The organism is Deinococcus cellulosilyticus NBRC 106333 = KACC 11606 (genome assembly GCF_007990775.1).
Classification (GTDB): Bacteria; Deinococcota; Deinococci; order Deinococcales; family Deinococcaceae; genus Deinococcus_C; species Deinococcus_C cellulosilyticus.
In genome coordinates, this window is record NZ_BJXB01000021.1 from 55,934 (window position 1) to 72,046 (window position 16,113).

Here is a 16,113-nt window from a genome sequence, read left to right on the forward strand (position 1 = left end):
TCGAACCGTGTGGCATCTGCTGCGCGGTTTTCTTTTCACGCTGAACGGTAAAATGAGGCATGCCCATTTACAAACGCCGCCGCAGCGCCCTTTTTCTGCCTGCCAGCAACGCCAGAGCCATTGAAAAAGCCCGCACCCTGCCTGCCGATGTGGTGATTCTGGACCTTGAGGATGCCGTCTCTCCTGAGCAGAAGGCCCTTGCCAGAGACCAGGCGGCCACAGCCATCCGGGACGGTTTCCCGATGGAGGTGGCGGTGCGCATCAATCCCATTCACACCATCTGGGGTGAGGCGGACCTTGCCCTGATGGAGGACGTGAAACCCGATTTGCTGGTCCTTCCCAAGGTGGAAAGCATCCAGAACCTGCCCAGTGTGGGGATTCCCCTGTGGGCAATGATTGAAACCCCTCTGGGTGTGGTGCACAGCCGTGAGATTGCAGAGCATGGGGATGTGGAGGCCCTGGTGATGGGGACCACCGATCTGGTGAAGGCCCTGCAGGCCCGTCCCCTCCCGGGAAGAGAAAACCTGATGTACGCCCTGTCTCAGGTGGTGACCCATGCCAGGGCTTATGGCAAGTACGCTCTGGACGGGGTGCATCTGGATTTCAGGAACCTGCAGACCCTGGAGGAGGTGTGCATTCAGGGGAAAAACCTGGGCTTTGATGGCAAGACCCTGATTCACCCGGCGCAACTGGAGGTGGCCAACCGCATTTTTTCCCCGAGCCCTGAGGAGATCGAGTGGGCACGCAGGGTGATTGCTGCATGGCAGGCCAAGGACCCCGATCAGGGGGTAACAGTACTCGATGGGATGCTGATCGAGGAACTGCACGCCATTGAAGCGGAGCGGATTCTGGAACTGGCCACCTGAGCTTTTGACGTTTTCTTCACGGTGAAAGAGGCACACTGGCCTTCAGGAGGAAGCACCATGAAAAAACTTGCTCTGCTGGTGTGTGCTTTGTGCATTCCGCTGGTCCAGGCCGCCCCCCCAAAAGGGGACGCAGCAAAGGGAAAAACCTTCTTTGAGGCCAATTGCTCGGGATGCCACGGTGAGGCGGCAGCAGGAGGCATTGGACCAAAGCTGGCCGGGAAGCTCCAGAAGTGGACTTTTGCAGGATTCAAAAAGACCCTCAAAGAGAACGTCACCCCGGACAGAAGAACCCTGAAGCCCCCCATGATGAAATTCAACTTTTCGGATCAGGAATTTGCCGACCTGCTCTCCTACCTGAAATCCCTGAAATAAAGACAACTTCCTGAACTGCTGTGGCTTTTCCCACAGCAGTTTTTTATGATGGCCCCAATGAACATCTGGATGGGACTTCTTTTTGTGGGTCTGCTGGTCCTCTTCACTGGAGGCATGATTCATCTGGTGATGAAGGGCAGAACCGGCCAATCACAGGACGACTGATCACTTGAACCCTCAATCTGGCCGCACCGTGAGGCTTGCAGAGCGCACCCTTTTGCCCATCAGGGTCCCCATGAGGCCCAGGCCCAGCAGCACCGCAATCCAGGGAAAAAGCAGCGGTGCAGAGGAGGTTTTGCGCTCCGGGTCCTGCACGGGTGTTTCGGTGATCAGGGCGGTCATGCCGTAATCATAAAGGCGGTCTCCGGCCTGCACGTCGGTGTAGCGGTAACCATCCTGAAAGGTCACGGAGAAAGCAAGGTCCTGCAAGGTGGCTTTCATGCCCTCCCAGTGCTTTTTCTCGATGATGCCTTTCATCAGCAGCAGGCCTTCTCTGCCCAGCAGCAGCACTTTCGGGAAGATGGCGGTGTCCTGGGCACCGGGCAGTTTCACTTCCGTGGCAAACATCAACACACCCGTTTGGGGATTGAAAGTTGGGGGCAAGGCCCAGTTCAGCACTTCGGCCTGGCTGTTCTTTTGCAGGGTCTTCAGAAGTTGTTTTGCATCAATGTTCTTCCAGCGTCTCGCATCCACGTACCCGGTGTCCAGATGCTGCAGGCTGAGGCCCCATCCCCCTTCAGAGACCGGGCTGAGGTTCCGGGGCAGGAGCATGCCAATGATGCTGGAGTCCGGGCTGCCGCCCCACACGTCGTAGATCACATGGTTGGCATCCTGGCTATTCAGGAAACGGATGCTGGAGGCTGGCTGCACCTGCAGGTGATGGGGCAAAGTTGTTTCAGCGGTCTGGTAGTGCAGCACACTGTCGAACATCTCCGGATTGTTGATCCCATGCCCCTGCACCTGTGCAACGCCCAGCAGACAGCCCAGCAGCAGCCATTTGTGTAGGCGCACACGACGAGATCTGTTTCTGGACAGGACCAGAAAGGCTGGATTGTAAAGCATTTTCAGAGTATATCGGGTGACCCCTCAACCGCATATAAGGCATTCCCCCTCCTTGACGCTGATGGCTGTATCCACTTATAGTTGGTCCAATTTCCACAATCTGGAGGGACCATGAAACGCACCGCAGCTGTACTCGGTCTTGGCCTGACTGCTGTTCTGCTTCAGGCATGCAGCACCACCCCCACATCAAATGCCCCCGAGATGCCCTCGCTCTCGGAAACGGCCCTCTTCCAGCCCTCAGGCCAGCCTGAGGGCACCGTGCAGGTCAAACTCCCCCAGTACAGTGAACCCGTCACCGCAGAACTGCGGGGCAACAAGGTGCTCTTTGAAGGGGACATCCTGCTTGCCGAGCTCTCCAATGAGCAGATCCAGAAGAACTCCACTGTCATTGCCAACACAGGCGGCCTGTGGCCCAGTGCCCGCATCCCCTACGTGTTCGCCTCCAACGTTTCCTCGACGGTGCGCAGTCACGTGCAGAGCGCCATCAACACCTACAACACCTACACCAAAGTGCGAATTGTTCCCCGCGCAAGCGAACGCAATTACGTGCGGGTGATTGTGGACAACGGCTGTTACTCCTACGTGGGTCGCATCGGTGGGGCTCAGTCCCTCTCGCTGTCCACAGGAGGATGTGGAGTGGCCGGAGCCATCCACGAGTTCGGGCATGCCCTGGGCCTGTGGCACGAACAGAGCCGCAAGGACCGCGACCAGTACGTGACCATCGTGTGGGCCAACATCAAGAGTGGTACCGAGCACAACTTCCAGATCGAAAGCAACAGCCGTGCAGTCGGGGCTTACGACTTTGATTCCATCATGCACTACCCGGCTTACGCCTTCAGCACCAACGGGAAGGCCACCATCGTGCCCAAGAACAGCAGCATTCCCCTGAGCCGTCTGGGGGCCGCCAAGACCCTCAGCAGTGGGGACATTGCAGGCATCAAATCTCTCTATCCCTGAACTTCACCCATCACCTTTTCCCCCAGCAACAAAACCCGAGGCAGGCACCTCGGGTTTTGTTGCTGGTTTGCTTAAAGCAGGCTTTCCAGGTCATCGATCAGGCGTTCCAGGGTCCGGAACCCTGCCTCGATGGGCTCTGGGGTGCTCATGTCCACCCCTGCAATTTTCAGAGCTTCAAGAGGGGGAAGTTTTCCACCCAGGGAGAGGAACTCCAGGTAGTTCTCAACAGCGCCCTCTTCCCCGGAGAGCACCCGGTCTGCGAGGGCATTGGCTGCTGCGATTCCGGTGCCATATTGCCAGGTGTAGAAGTTGGCGTACAGGTGGGTGGAGAACTGGGACCACATGATGCCGTTCAGGGATTCATCCAGCTGAACCTCACCTCCGTAGACCTCTGCGAGCAGCTCACACATCAGGCGGTTCATCTGGGCGGCCCCGAAGGTCTTGCCCTGCTCGGCCTGCTGGTGCAGGGTCAGTTCAAACTGGGAGAGCACAGGCATCACCAGGAAGTACCTGTGGAAGTTGTAGAAGGCCTCCTCCAGCACAGCGATCCTGAATTCTCTTTCCTGCACAGTCTTCAGCAGGTAAGCGCGGGTCATGGCCTGATTGAAGTTGCTGGCCACCTCCGCTGCAAACAGGGTGTACTTCTCGTACACGATGGGCTGTGCCTGGTTGCTGAGGTATTTGTGCATGCTGTGCCCGACCTCATGGGCCAGGGTGGACATCCCATAGAGGCTCTCCTGAAACGACATGAAGATGAACGGTTTGGTCAGGCTGTTCCCGATGCTGAAGGCCCCCTGTCTGCGGTGGGGGGTGAGGGCGTAATCCACCCAGCGCTGCTCCAGCAAACCTGAACGCATCACCTTCACGTAGTCCTGCCCCAGAGGGCGCATTCCAGCCGTGATGAAATCCACCACCTGCTCATAGGTGACCACCGGAGAACGCTCTGTGAGGGGAGCCCGGATGTCGTATTCGGCAAAGTCGGGCAGGTTCAGGGCTTTCTTGCGGATGCGCCAGTAGCGGTGCCACAGGGAACGATGGCGCTCAAAAACCTGCATGAAGTTGTGGTACACCGCTTCAGGAAGGCGGTTGGGGTACAGGGCTGCGGCCAGACTGCTGCTGAACCCCCGGATGCGGGCCAGGAACACATTCTGCTTCACCCCGGTGGTCACGGCGGCAGCCATGGTCTGCTGCACCTCCAGATGCTTGCGGGCATACTGCTCCCAGGCCGCTTTGCGCACATGGCGGTCCGGGTGGCTCACCAGCGTCTGCAGGGTGTTGTGGGCGAGTTTCACCGTGCCCTGTGGGGTTTCGATGCTGCCAAAATCCAGTTCGTTCACCAGGGTCGGGTGGATGCCTTTTGCACTCTGAAACGCTTCCGAAACCGAGCCCAGAAGTGCTTCGACCTCTGCAGAACGCAGGGCCTGCTTCTGGGTCCACAGCCGCTCAAAGTAGGTCTGGTACACCTTCAGGTCAGGGTGCTTCTCCAACCAGTTGCGGGCGGTTTCTTCAGGAAGGGTGAGGAGTTCAGGCTCCACAAAAGCCAGCTCACTCTGAAAAGCCGCACTGAGGGCCTGGCTCTCGCTCTGCTTCCTGCGGGATTCGGTGTCTGTGGTGTCCACACTGATCTTCATGGTGGTGTAGATGCCCAGACGGTTCACCCGCACAGAAAGTTCATTCCATGCGTTCAGGAACGCCGAGAGCTGTCCGGGGTCACGGGTCAGGGTCCCTCTGAAGGCCACCAGGGTCTGGATCTCACTGCTGACCTGCTGGAATTCTTCATCCCAGGCCTCGAAATCAGCAAAAATGCTCTGGATGTCCCACCGTTCACGATGCACAGAAGTCGTCATGGTCACATCTTAAAAGGATGGGGACTGAGAAAACGTCGAGATTCTTGCAGAGCCGTGTGTCCTGAACACACACCGATCATGGGTCAGAAATTCTGATCCTTGAAAAAGCCCGTCCCAGATCTCTGGCGGCCAGAATCGTTTCATCTTCGGGATAACCTGCATAACCAAAGAGCAACCCCTGCTCTGGAGAGTGCAGGTAGGACGGGGACAGGGCCCGCACCGTGACCCCTGCCCGGCTTGCCTCCTCCACCAGTTGCACGTCAGAGAAAGGTTCTGCAAGGTGGGAGACCAGATGCATTCCGGCTGGAGAGGGCTGCACCTGCAACCACTCCGGGAAATGCTTCTGGGCCAGTTCAATGAAAAAAGCCTGCCGCTCGGCATAAAGGCCCCGCATCCGGCGGATGTGGCGCTCGAACCCCCCATTTTCCATGAACTCTGCCAGCACCGCCTGCGACACCCCGGGAGGCATGCGGTCCACCAGTGAACGGGCATGGATGAACAGGTCAATGAGGCTCTCAGGCAGCACCAGATACCCCAGACGCACCGCAGGAAGGAGCACCTTGGAGAAGGTCCCGATGTAGATCACCCGGCCATCCTGGTCGAGCCCCTGCAGGGCATTGAGGGGGCGGCCCTCGTAACGGTATTCGCTGTTGTAATCGTCCTCCAGAATCCAGGCCCCGCTCTGTCTGGCCCACTTCAGGAGTTCAAGCCTGCGGGTCAGGCTGAGGGTGATCCCCAGCGGATACTGGTGGGAGGGGGTCACATAGACCATGCGGGCATGGGGGTGATGCTCGGCCCCGTGCTGCACCTGCATGCCCTCCTGATCGATGGGAATCGGGCACACGTTCAGCCCTGAAGCCTGAAAAGCCGCCCTGGCCCCCAGGTATCCGGGGTCTTCCATCCACAGGCTGTCTCCATCGTCGAGCAGCAGACGGGCAGCCAGTTCCAGCCCTTGCTGTGAACCGGACGTGATCAGCACCTGATCCGGGGTGCACCGCACCCCCCTTGAGGCATTCAGGTACTCGCTGATGGCTTCCCTGAGGGGCAGGTAACCCCTCGGGTCCCCGTAGGCCAGCAGTTGCACCGGAGGCGTCTTCCAGTGCCTCGCATGAAGTTTGCGCCACTCCTCGAAAGGAAAATCCTTCAAAGCTGGCATGCCAGAACGGAACGCCCGGTATTCCGGCTGACTCAGGTACTGGGTCACCTGCACCTGCAGAAGTTTCTGTGCCCGCCTGGAGAGGGCAGGCTGTCTTCCCTGCTGCTCTGGCTTCACCTCGGGTTTCTGCAGGGAGGTGTCTGGCAGGGTGTGGGTGACATAGGTGCCGTCTCCCACCCGACTTTCCAGATACCCTTCCAGCAGAAGCTGCTCAAAGGCCAGCAGCACCGTGTTTCTGGACACCCCCAGATGCTGGGCCATGGCACGGGTGGAAGGCAGGCGGTGGGAGGGCTTCAGGGTGCCCTGCAAAATGGCTTCCCTGAGTCCCTCATAGACCTGCAGGTGCAGGGGGACGTCCAGCGTGCGGTTCAGGTGGGCAAGAACACTGGGGGGCAACATTGGTACTCCTCAAAAAACAAAAAGTGGCTCTTAAAGCAAGACCACCATGCCCGTATCCTAGAACCTATCCGGATGGGGTGTGCAGGCTTTGTTTAAGCGTCTGACCTGAAACCCAGTCATCCTGTCCCGAGTGCCACAGGAGGCCTTATGCAAACCTGGATTCAACCTGTCACCCTGACCGGAGACCACGTGCTCCTCAGACCCCTCGAAGATGAAGACCTGTTCGCCCTGCACCAGACCATCACCCCTGGCCTTTTGAAGTGGTTCGCCATTCCTGGCCTCAATGCCGAGGGAATGATCTCCTTCAAGGATTTTCATGCTGTATACCAGCAGCAGATGAAACAGCGGGTGATTTTTGCCACCTGCCGCAAGGACACTGGAGAAATCGTGGGCAACACCTCCTACCTGACCATTGAACCCGCACACAGAGGGCTCGAAATTGGCGGAACCTGGATCAGAAAAGAAGAACAGAGCACCCGAATCAACCCAGAAGCCAAGTACCTGATGCTGAAACACGCTTTCGAAACCCTCGGAGCCATCCGGGTGAGCCTGAAAACCCACCACCTGAACACCCAGAGCCAGCGGGCCATCGAAAAACTCGGGGCGCAGAAAGAAGGCGTTCTGAGAAACCACATCATCATGCCAGACGGCAGCTACCGCCACAGCGTAATGTATTCGATTCTGGACACCGAATGGCCAGAGGTGAAAAGGCGGCTGGAAAAACGGATTGATTGAGGGAACCGAGAGCAGAAGACCAGAGCTGCAAATGCAGCTCTGGTCTTCTGCTTTTGTTGTCTCGCAAGATCACAGCAAGCTTTGAATGTTTGTTGTTACGTAAACGCACTCGGCTTCTTTTCAAATCTTCATATTTGAGCCTTTTTGTCTCGAGAATTTCTTTCTGCATCCGTTATTTTTTCCATTCATATTTGTATATACAGGTGTTGAAAAATCATTTTGTTTATGTAACAGTAATTTTACCGCGAAACAAACCATTGCCTGAGGTTCTTTCCACGGACCTGAATCCTGCATCCCGCCTGATCCTTGACCTGACATTTCTGGTCAGGCAGTGGTGACTGCTTCGTGATTTCACCTGTCATGGAGGAAACGATGCCCCAGTCCCTGCGCTGTCCCACACTGCTGCTCACCCTTGCCCTGCTGTCTGCCTGCAGCAAAGTCGCCCCTGAAGCCCCCTCTCCCCACAAAAATGCAGCCAGTGGATTTTACATCTCAAACGGCAAACTTGTGGATGCCAACGGCGTGCCTTTCATTTTCCAGGGCATCAACCATCCGCATGCGTGGTACAACAGCACCACCAGCACAGCCATTCCTGCCATCCGGGGCAAGAAGGCCAACAGCATCCGCATTGTGCTGAGCAGTGGATGCAGGGGGTGGCACAAGAGCAACGCCACCGAAGTCAAAAACCTGATCCAGCAGGCCAGGAACAACAACATGATCGCCGTGGTGGAGGTGCACGACACCACTGGATACGGAGAGGACAGCAGTGCCTGCACCCTGGACAATGCCGCCAATTACTGGCTGGAGGTCAAAGATGCCCTGGTGGGCAATGAAGCCTACGCCATCGTCAACATCGGCAATGAACCCTGGGGGAACAACAACGTCAGCGGATGGTCCCCTGCCATCAAATCTGCCATCCAGAAACTGCGCGGGGCCGGGATCAAAAACACCCTGATGGTGGATGCCCCCAACTGGGGCCAGGACTGGACAGGCACCATGCGGTCCGAAGCCCTCTCCATCTTCAACAGTGACACCGACCGGAATGTGATCTTCAGCGTGCACATGTACGAGGTGTACAACACCGCCCAGAAGGTGAACGACTACATTGATGCTTTTTCAAATGCAAAACTCCCGCTGGTGGTCGGAGAATTTGCAAACACCCACAAAGGGGCCTACGTGGACGCTGCCACCATCATGGCCTCCAGCAAGAGCAAGGTGAACGGGTACATGGGCTGGTCCTGGTCCGGGAACGGCTCCGGTCTTGAAGCCCTCGACATGGTGAACAGCTTCAATGCCTCCTCCCCCACCTCCTGGGGCAACCTGATCTTCGGGGATCTGGCCAGCTCAAACATTGCAACAGTGTTCAATACCAATCCTGCCCCCACTGTCAGTTTCAGCAGTCCTGCAGAAGGCCAGAATTTTGCAGCAGGCAGCACGGTTGGTGTGGCCGTGAACGCAAGCGACAGCAATGGCACCGTCAGCAAGGTGGACCTGTATGTGGATGGGGTCCTGAAAGGCACCGACACCACGGCCCCTTACACCTTCTCGGTCAGTGGCCTGACCAGTGGACCCCACACCCTGAAAGCCACAGCCACAGACAACAGTGGAGCTTCAAGCAGTGCCACACGCAACATCACCGTGGGCACCATCAGCACCGAAACCCTGCTTTACAGCTTTGAAGGGAGCACCGAAGGCTGGACGGGCAACGGCACCAGATCTGGTCCCTGGTCAGTGACGGAGTGGGCAACAGCAGGCACTGCTTCCCTGAAAGCCGATGTGGATTTTGGCAACCGGGGCTACGACCTGCGCATCACCCAGACCCGCAACCTGAGTGGCAAAACCACCCTGCGGGCGAGGGTCAAACATGCCTCCTGGGGAAATCCGGGCAGTGGCATCACCGCGCGGCTTTTTGTGAAAACGGGCTCCTCCTGGACATGGTTCTCCAGTCCCTTCCAGACCATTGGCAGCAGCAGTGCCACCACCCTGACCTTCAACCTCTCGGGCGTCAGCAGCCTTGCGGATGTGCGGGAAATGGGGGTGCAGTTCAGTTCACCCGTGGGCAGTTCCGGGCAGTCCTCCATCTATGTGGATCAGGTGACCTTGCAGTAAAAGTTCACAGGAGACAGTGGACAGTTCACAGCAAGCATCAGCAACTGCCAGTCACTGTTCTCAAAAGCTCTCTGGGACGCCTGTGGCGTCCCTTTTTGTTTTGAGGGCAGCGGAGGATGGAACTGCCTGAAAAAAGCTCGCTGTAAACTGTGAACTGTAGACTGTAAACTCCTTCAGACAACCATTTCCGATCCATATGGCTGATCATCCGTGTCATGCCCGTCTGTACCGCTTGGTGGGCCTGCCCACCGCCCCATACTGCAATCCCACCCCGAGCTCTCCAAGTTCAAGCAGGTACTCCAGGTACCGCCAGGCGGTCACCCGATTGATGGAGAGCCTTTCGCTGACCTCATCTGCAGTGAGGCCCTCGGGAATGGCTTCCAGCAGGCCTTTGATTTCCCGCAGGGTGTGGGCGTGGATGCCCTTGGGAAGGTGTCCCTCCTGACGGAGGCCCAGCATCCGGTCCAGCTTGGCCTGGGTGAGCTTCTGGACAGAAAGCCTGTGCCTTTCGACAAATCGCTCCAGGGTCTGCAGCAATCTGCTGTCCTGCACAGGTTTGATCAGGTAATCCAGAATGCCGTCCCTCAGGGCCTGCTGCACACTGTCCAGATCAGAGGCAGCCGTCAGCATGATGGCATCCGTGGAGATGTTCTCCTGCCGGATGGTCTTCAGAAGATCCAGGCCCGTTCCATCTGGAAGGTAGGTGTCAATCACGATCAGGTCCGGTTCCAGACTGCGGATCAGTTTCAGGCCGGTCTGGAACCCATCGGCGTGCCCGATCACATGAAAACTGGGGTGTTTCTCGATGGTCTCCCGGTTGACCTTGGCCACCAGATAATCGTCTTCAATCAGGATCACTTTATACTGCATGGTCAGACCTCTGCACGCGTGGGAAACCCACCAGGAAATGGGTGCGGCCCTCCTTGCGGTGGTGCCGGAGGCTGCCGCCCCTGGCCGTCAGGTACTGCTGGACCAGCGAAAGCCCCAGACCCCGGTGTTCCCCTTTGGTGGAAAATCCCCGCTGGAAGATGCTGTCTGCAAGCTCTGAAGGAACCCCTGGTCCATTGTCTGTCACCTCGATCTGCAGGCCCTCGGGGTCCTCTCCAATGAACACCCGCACTTCTGCATGCTCCTGCCCGACCACGGCCTCCAGGGCATTTTCGATCAGGTTTCCGGTGATGAGCAGGATTTCATCGCTGTGGGTCTGCTCCCAGCCCGGCGTGAGGACACTTCCTGGTTCCAGCACGAAATTCACGTTCTTCTCCCGGGCATAGGCGTATTTTCCAAGGAGCAGGGCCTTCAATTTGGGAAACTGGATGTCTCCGAGGGCATCCTGAATCTCGGTGTGTTCGGTGTTCTGCTGCTGGATGAGCTGCAGGGCCTCGTCGTAGTCTTTCAGGCGGATCAGGCCCGCAAGAATGTGCAGCAGGTTCTGGAACTCATGGGTCTGGGCGCGCAGCAGGTTGGTGTAGCGCCTGACACTGGTGAGTTCCTCTGCCACCTGCATGATGGCCCTCTGGTCCCGGAAAGTGACCACCTGCTGCCCATTCATGGGATAGACCGTGACCAGCACAGGCACCCCCACAAGGTTCACCGGAGCATTCTGCACCCTTTCACCTTGCAGCAACTCCAGCACCTCCGGCCAGACCTGGGCCAGCGAAAAGGGCAACTGCACAGCGTCTGCAAAGTACCCTGCAGCTTTCGGGTTCATCAGGACCACATCCACCCCACCCTGCACCACCAGCACAGCGTCCTCGATGGCATCCAGTACGGTGCGGTGCTGGTCCACCAGGGCAGCGATCTGCTCGGGTTCCAGATGGTGCATGGCCGCCTTGATGCGCCCACCCACCCACAGGCTTCCCAGCAGGCCCATCAGGAGGGACAGGCCAAACCAGGGAAGCAGGCTCAGGGCCACCTGCAAAGCCAGACTGCGCAGGTTCGGCAGCAGATACCCCGTGGACACCACCCCGATGACCGTTCCTGCACTGCTGTACACCGGGACCTTCCCACGAATGCTGTCTCCCAGACTGCCAGTTGCGGTGTTGATGATCTCCTTCCCAGCGAAAGGTGCGTCATTGTCCCCCCCCACCATTGGCTGACCAATGCGGTCCGGCAGCGGATGGGCCACCCGGATGCCCTGACGGTTCCCCACCACAATGAAATCTGCCCCCACCTGCTTCTGCAGGGCATTCACCAGTGGATTGATCACCTGCACGGCATCTTTGCGGGTCAGGTGCTCCTTGACCTGCGGCAGGGTCGCCACCATCCGCGAAATCGCCAGGGCCTTCTCGCCGTAATCATCCAGGGCCTGGCGGTACAGCAATTGCACCTCTGCCCCACCGAGCATCAGAAACCCCAGGCTGAACAGCACAAACAGCAAACGAAAAAAGCGCCACCGGATGCCGGGCATCCGCCCACTGTTCAAAGTGGGGATGTAATCCCGGGTCTGTGGGGTGGCACTTTGCATGGTCGTGTCCTTATTTTAGGGGGTTGATGGGGGTAGGGGCGGGCCGCTGGCCCGCCCCTGATTGGCAGAATTTCCGGGATGAGCCAGTGGCCCATCCCTACAGCCTCTACGCCGGAAACACCAGCGCACTCTGCGGCGTGAAATTGATGCTGACCTGTCCGAATCCCACAGGGGATGGGGTGTGGACCCTCAGGCGTTCGTCTCCGACCTGGAACCAGTGCTCGTAGTGGGACCCAAGGTACAGGGAGTGTTCCTTGTCCCCCTGCAGGCTGTTTCCGGTGCGTTCTCCGAGGGTGAGGCGCTCGGGACGCAGCACCACCTTGCATTTTTCCCCTTTGCGCACATTGGCATTCACGCGGGCTTTGACCACGCTGCTGCCGACCTGCACGGTGGCTTCCTGCTGTTCGACCTGCAGAATCTGACCGCTGAGGATGTTGGGGCTTCCCATGAAGTCTGCAATAAACAGCGAATTGGGGTTCTCGTAGAGTTCCTGGGGGGTGGCAATCTGGGCGAGTTGCCCACCATGCAGCACAGCAATGCGGTCTGCGATGGCCATGGCTTCTGCCTGATCGTGGGTCACGAAGACGGCGGTCATTTTTGCGGCTTTGAGGGCTTCTCGCAGCCAGACCCGGGCATACTCGCGGAGTTTGGCGTCCAGGTTGGAGAGGGGTTCGTCCAGCAGCAACAGCACAGGGTCGGTCACGAAGGCACGGGCCAGGGAGACCCGTTGTTGCTGCCCTCCGGAAAGCTGCCCGGGGAAGCGTTCAGACAGACCTTCCAGACCGATGCGGTTCAGGGTCTGCTCGACTTTTGCACGGGCCTGATCTCTGGGGGTTTTGCGGAGTTCCAGCCCGAAAGCCACGTTCTGGGCAACGGTTTTGTGGGGCCACAGGGCGTAGGACTGGAACACCAGACCGATGTTGCGTTTTTCCGGTGGGACAATGGTGTCCGTCTGGGAGTTGAAGATGTCCTTGCCGCCCAGGGTGATGCTGCCCGTGTCAGGGGTCTCCAGACCGGAGAGGCAACGAAGCAGGGTGGTTTTCCCACTTCCAGAGGGACCGAGCAGGGCGATGATCTCCCCTTCCTGCACGTCGATGCTGAGGTCTTTCAAAATCTGGTTCTGACCGAGTTTCTTGCTGAGGTTCTTGATGCTCAAAGTGGCCATAAATCACTCTCCTGCTTTCACACCAAGCTTGTTGGCGATCAGGTACACGATGCTGATGATCACGATCTGGATGGTTGAAAGGGCCGCGATGGAATCCACTGCCCCGGTGGCCCACAGAGACACAATCAGGGAGCCGAGCACTTCGGTGCCTGGGGTCAGCAGGTACACGCCAGTGGAGTACTCACGCACAAACTGCATGAAGAGGAGCAGCCACGCAGAGAGCAGACCGCCTTGCAAGAGGGGCAGGGTGATCTTCTGGAAGGCCTTCAGGGGGCTGGCTCCGACCATGCGGGCCGCTTCTTCGAGGTCCTTGCTGATCTGCATCAGGGTGGCGGTCAGGAGGCGCACCCCGTAAGGCATCCAGACGATGGTGTAGGCAATGATCAGGCTGACCAGGGTGGTTCTGAGGAAACCCACGGGTTTGAAAAACAGAAACAGCCACAGGAAGGCCAGACCCATGATCAGTCCAGGCACCGAGCGGGGCAACCCGGCGAGGTAATCCAGGGTGCGTTTCAGGCCAGGGGTGCTGCGCAGGATGCCAGAAGCGATGGTCAGGTAGACCCCCACGGCGATGAATCCACCCACTGCAGCCACCAGGAAGGTGTTGACCACACCCCGACTCAGGTCGGGGAGGGTGAAGACAGCAGTGTAATTCTTGAGGGTCAGCACATCCAGCAGGTTGACCCCTGCCCCCCAGCTTGTCACGAAGCTTCTGAGCACCACCCCGAACACAGGCAGGATCACCGTGACCAGCAGGTAAATGGCAGTGATCAGGACAATCCACCATTTTGCCTTGCCCAGTTTCAGACGGGCAGAGCGGTAGCCTTTGGCCCCTACAGAGGTGTACTTGCTGCCTGTTTCACCGAGCACCTTGCGCTGGATGCCCACGATGATGAGGGCGAGGATGATCAGCATCACCGCGACCACAGCCATCGGGCCGTAAGCAGGCACCCCGGTTACGCCAGTGAGGCGGTAAAGGTAGGTGGTGATGACATCAATCCCTTTGGAGTCTCCGAGCACCAGGGGCAGACCGAAGATCTCGAAGCCCAGCAGCAGCATCAGCATGGCGCTGTACACCACGGCAGGGCGCACCAGGGGGATGGTGACATTCATGGCGACCGTCCAGATGCCTGCCCCACTGACCCTGGCGGCCTCTTCCAGAGAAGCATCCAGGTTGCGGATGGTGCTCGACACGTACAGGTAAACATAGGGAACGTGCAGGAGCCCTGCAATGATGGCAATGGAAGGCAGGGTGTAGATGCTCCAGGGCACCCCTCCAAACAGGCCACTGAAGGCATTGCTGACCAGACCCACCGGACCGAACACAATGGTGAAGCCAATCCCCAGAATGATCGGGGAGACGAACACAGGGGTCAGCAAAAGCAATTCAAAGGCTTTTCTGAAAGGCAGGTCGGTCTTGTTGACCAGGAAGGCGAGCGCCGTCCCTGCAGGCACGGCAATCACCACCATTCCCAGCGCAATGATGAACGAGTTGAAAAGCGCCCGGTAGAACGCCGGATCGGTCAGGACATACCGGTAGGCATCCAGCGACACCTGCTTGATGGGAGCAAAGAAAGGGGCACTGAGCAGGCTCTGGTAGGCCAGGAGCCCCAGGGGGGACAGCACCAGCAGGGCCACCACCACAGTCAGCAGAATCCCCCAGTAGGCGGGTTTCAGACGGACCTGTTTCATGGACAGGTCCTCACTCCCTTTCAGTTCTCTGCTCTGACCGGTCATCACTGGCCTTTCAGGGCAGAACGCCACTCATTCAGGAAGGGGGTGCGAACGCCAGGCTCCAGGTTCTTCAAGAGGTCTCTGGACACCGGGATCACCACCAGATTCTTCTTGCCGCCGATCTTGCTGTACACGTTTTTGGGCACAGCAGGACCCTCGGTGCCAGGGCGCAGGGCAAAGATCAGGGACTTGTTCGCCATGACATTCTGGCCCCGTGCGCTCAGAAGGTAATCCAGAAACAGTTTCGCAGTATTGGGATGCTCGGCCAGTTTGCTGATGAACGCAGGACGCTGGAAGGCCACGGTCCTGTCCCGGAAGTACGCCACCCCGATGTCTGGCACCTTTTCTGCACGCAGCAGGGCGTAAGAGCCAATCACGTTGTACCCGAAGTAATGCTCTCCGGAAATGACTTTCTCCATCATCACCCCGGAAGAGGAGTACTGCCCAGCACCGGATTTCCCCAGGGCTTTGAAGAGGTCCAGATAACCGGGAACGGCCACGGTGTCCTGATGCAGGAAGGTGAACCCGATGCCGCTCTTTTCAGGGTCCCAGGTGGCGACCTTGCCGTTCATTTTGCTGTCTGCAAGCATTTTTGCAAATTCGCCGTGTGTGGTGGGGGGTTTTTTGATGAAACGCTTGTTGTACACCAGAACGCCGGGCTCCAGGGTGGTGCCGTAAAGCAGGTTGTCCATTTTGGAGGAGGCAGGATAGTTTTTTGCTTCCGGGGAGGTGTAAGCCAGGGCATACCCATCGGCAGCCAGTTTCACCTGCAACTCCATGCCACTGCTCCACAGGAAATCCGCACTTTTCCCTCCTGCAGCAGCCTCACTGATGAAACGGCTGTAGAGCTGGGTGGTTCCAATGTCGTTGTACTCGACCTCAACGAAGGGATAGAGGGCCTTGAAGTCATCGATCAGGAACTGGGCACTGGCCTGATCGGTGGAGGAGTAGATCACCAGCTTCTTTTCTTTTTTCGCCTCATCAATGACCTTCTGGTAGGAAGCAGGATAACCTTTGGGAACCTGAGCAAAAGCAGGAGCAGCAACAGCAAGGGCCAGCGTGATGCACACGAATTTCTGCATAAAACCTCCACCGGGCTGCAGGGGCTGCAGCCGCATGCGTTCTTTTTTTGGATGAGAAGAGCATACGGGACATCGGTCCCGCTGGGAAGTTTTGCGTGCTTTGATTGCATTGATTGCACAGCCCGTGCAATCAAATGCGTAACTCCGTGGGTGGTGTCAGGG

The 16,113-nt window shown here is 58.1% G+C and carries 13 protein-coding genes; 5 read left to right on the plus strand and 8 right to left on the minus strand.

All coding sequences use genetic code 11. The annotated features are described in order from the left end of the window. Positions 1 to 59 precede the first annotated feature (59 nt). Positions 60 to 866, plus strand: coding sequence for an HpcH/HpaI aldolase/citrate lyase family protein (locus DC3_RS20200; RefSeq protein ID WP_146887569.1), 807 nt, complete (start codon positions 60 to 62; stop codon positions 864 to 866). Positions 867 to 923: 57 nt separating this feature from the next. Further along, complete coding sequence (locus DC3_RS20205; protein WP_146887571.1) at positions 924 to 1,238, plus strand: c-type cytochrome; 315 nt, start codon at positions 924 to 926, stop codon at positions 1,236 to 1,238. 177 nt (positions 1,239 to 1,415) lie between these two features. On the opposite strand, the gene DC3_RS20210 is transcribed toward DC3_RS20205, so the two are convergent. Beyond that, on the minus strand, positions 1,416 to 2,300 hold the full coding sequence (locus DC3_RS20210) for a DUF2167 domain-containing protein (RefSeq protein WP_146887572.1): 885 nt from the start codon (positions 2,298 to 2,300) through the stop codon (positions 1,416 to 1,418). 111 nt (positions 2,301 to 2,411) lie between these two features. On the opposite strand from DC3_RS20210, the gene DC3_RS20215 reads away from it, so the two are divergent. After that, positions 2,412 to 3,257, plus strand: coding sequence for a M12 family metallopeptidase (locus tag DC3_RS20215; RefSeq protein ID WP_146887574.1), 846 nt, complete (start codon positions 2,412 to 2,414; stop codon positions 3,255 to 3,257). Positions 3,258 to 3,328: 71 nt separating this feature from the next. On the opposite strand, the gene pepF is transcribed toward DC3_RS20215, so the two are convergent. Both pepF and pdxR read right to left on the minus strand, forming a co-directional pair. Further along, a complete protein-coding gene (gene pepF / locus DC3_RS20220) occupies positions 3,329 to 5,104 on the minus strand; it encodes an oligoendopeptidase F (RefSeq protein ID WP_146887576.1) in 1,776 nt (591 codons plus the stop codon). A 76-nt stretch (positions 5,105 to 5,180) separates the two neighbouring features. Next, positions 5,181 to 6,659, minus strand: a complete 1,479-nt coding sequence (pdxR, locus tag DC3_RS20225) for a MocR-like pyridoxine biosynthesis transcription factor PdxR (RefSeq protein WP_146887578.1) — start codon at positions 6,657 to 6,659, stop codon at positions 5,181 to 5,183. Between the two features lie 147 nt (positions 6,660 to 6,806). On the opposite strand from pdxR, the gene DC3_RS20230 reads away from it, so the two are divergent. Next, positions 6,807 to 7,394: a GNAT family N-acetyltransferase gene (locus DC3_RS20230; protein ID WP_146887579.1), complete on the plus strand. Its 588-nt coding sequence runs from the start codon at positions 6,807 to 6,809 to the stop codon at positions 7,392 to 7,394. Between the two features lie 372 nt (positions 7,395 to 7,766). After that, the gene (locus DC3_RS20235; protein WP_186816153.1) at positions 7,767 to 9,503 is read left to right on the plus strand and encodes a cellulase family glycosylhydrolase; all 1,737 of its coding nucleotides are present in this window, start codon (positions 7,767 to 7,769) and stop codon (positions 9,501 to 9,503) included. A gap of 213 nt (positions 9,504 to 9,716) precedes the next feature. Here the strand turns inward: DC3_RS20235 and DC3_RS20240 are convergent, their stop codons facing one another. From DC3_RS20240 to DC3_RS20260, 5 genes are all read right to left on the minus strand, one after another. Beyond that, positions 9,717 to 10,373 (minus strand): response regulator, encoded by a 657-nt coding sequence (locus DC3_RS20240; RefSeq protein WP_146887582.1) that lies wholly within the window; start codon positions 10,371 to 10,373, stop codon positions 9,717 to 9,719. Beyond that, on the minus strand, positions 10,363 to 11,970 hold the full coding sequence (locus DC3_RS20245; protein ID WP_146887584.1) for an ATP-binding protein: 1,608 nt from the start codon (positions 11,968 to 11,970) through the stop codon (positions 10,363 to 10,365). The genes DC3_RS20240 and DC3_RS20245 overlap by 11 nt, the downstream gene beginning before the upstream one ends. A 106-nt stretch (positions 11,971 to 12,076) precedes the next feature. Continuing rightward, entirely contained in the window at positions 12,077 to 13,135 is a 1,059-nt protein-coding gene (locus DC3_RS20250; RefSeq protein WP_146887586.1) for an ABC transporter ATP-binding protein, read from the minus strand. Between the two features lie 3 nt (positions 13,136 to 13,138). Further along, positions 13,139 to 14,827 carry an ABC transporter permease gene (locus DC3_RS20255; protein WP_146887588.1) on the minus strand — a complete coding sequence of 563 codons (1,689 nt, stop codon included), beginning with the start codon at positions 14,825 to 14,827 and terminating at the stop codon, positions 13,139 to 13,141. A gap of 44 nt (positions 14,828 to 14,871) precedes the next feature. After that, a complete protein-coding gene (locus DC3_RS20260; protein ID WP_146887590.1) occupies positions 14,872 to 15,951 on the minus strand; it encodes an ABC transporter substrate-binding protein in 1,080 nt (359 codons plus the stop codon). Positions 15,952 to 16,113 lie beyond the last annotated feature (162 nt).

Coding starts and splice junctions, on each gene's coding strand:
- DC3_RS20230 (WP_146887579.1), top strand. CDS start 6,807: ATGCAAACCTGGATTCAACCTGTCACCCTGACCGGAGACCACGTGCTC.
- DC3_RS20200 (WP_146887569.1), top strand. CDS start 60: ATGCCCATTTACAAACGCCGCCGCAGCGCCCTTTTTCTGCCTGCCAGC.
- DC3_RS20250 (WP_146887586.1), bottom strand. CDS start 13,135: ATGGCCACTTTGAGCATCAAGAACCTCAGCAAGAAACTCGGTCAGAAC.
- pdxR (WP_146887578.1), bottom strand. CDS start 6,659: ATGTTGCCCCCCAGTGTTCTTGCCCACCTGAACCGCACGCTGGACGTC.
- DC3_RS20240 (WP_146887582.1), bottom strand. CDS start 10,373: ATGCAGTATAAAGTGATCCTGATTGAAGACGATTATCTGGTGGCCAAG.
- pepF (WP_146887576.1), bottom strand. CDS start 5,104: ATGACGACTTCTGTGCATCGTGAACGGTGGGACATCCAGAGCATTTTT.
- DC3_RS20215 (WP_146887574.1), top strand. CDS start 2,412: ATGAAACGCACCGCAGCTGTACTCGGTCTTGGCCTGACTGCTGTTCTG.
- DC3_RS20245 (WP_146887584.1), bottom strand. CDS start 11,970: ATGCAAAGTGCCACCCCACAGACCCGGGATTACATCCCCACTTTGAAC.
- DC3_RS20255 (WP_146887588.1), bottom strand. CDS start 14,827: ATGAAACAGGTCCGTCTGAAACCCGCCTACTGGGGGATTCTGCTGACT.
- DC3_RS20235 (WP_186816153.1), top strand. CDS start 7,767: ATGCCCCAGTCCCTGCGCTGTCCCACACTGCTGCTCACCCTTGCCCTG.
- DC3_RS20205 (WP_146887571.1), top strand. CDS start 924: ATGAAAAAACTTGCTCTGCTGGTGTGTGCTTTGTGCATTCCGCTGGTC.
- DC3_RS20210 (WP_146887572.1), bottom strand. CDS start 2,300: ATGCTTTACAATCCAGCCTTTCTGGTCCTGTCCAGAAACAGATCTCGT.
- DC3_RS20260 (WP_146887590.1), bottom strand. CDS start 15,951: ATGCAGAAATTCGTGTGCATCACGCTGGCCCTTGCTGTTGCTGCTCCT.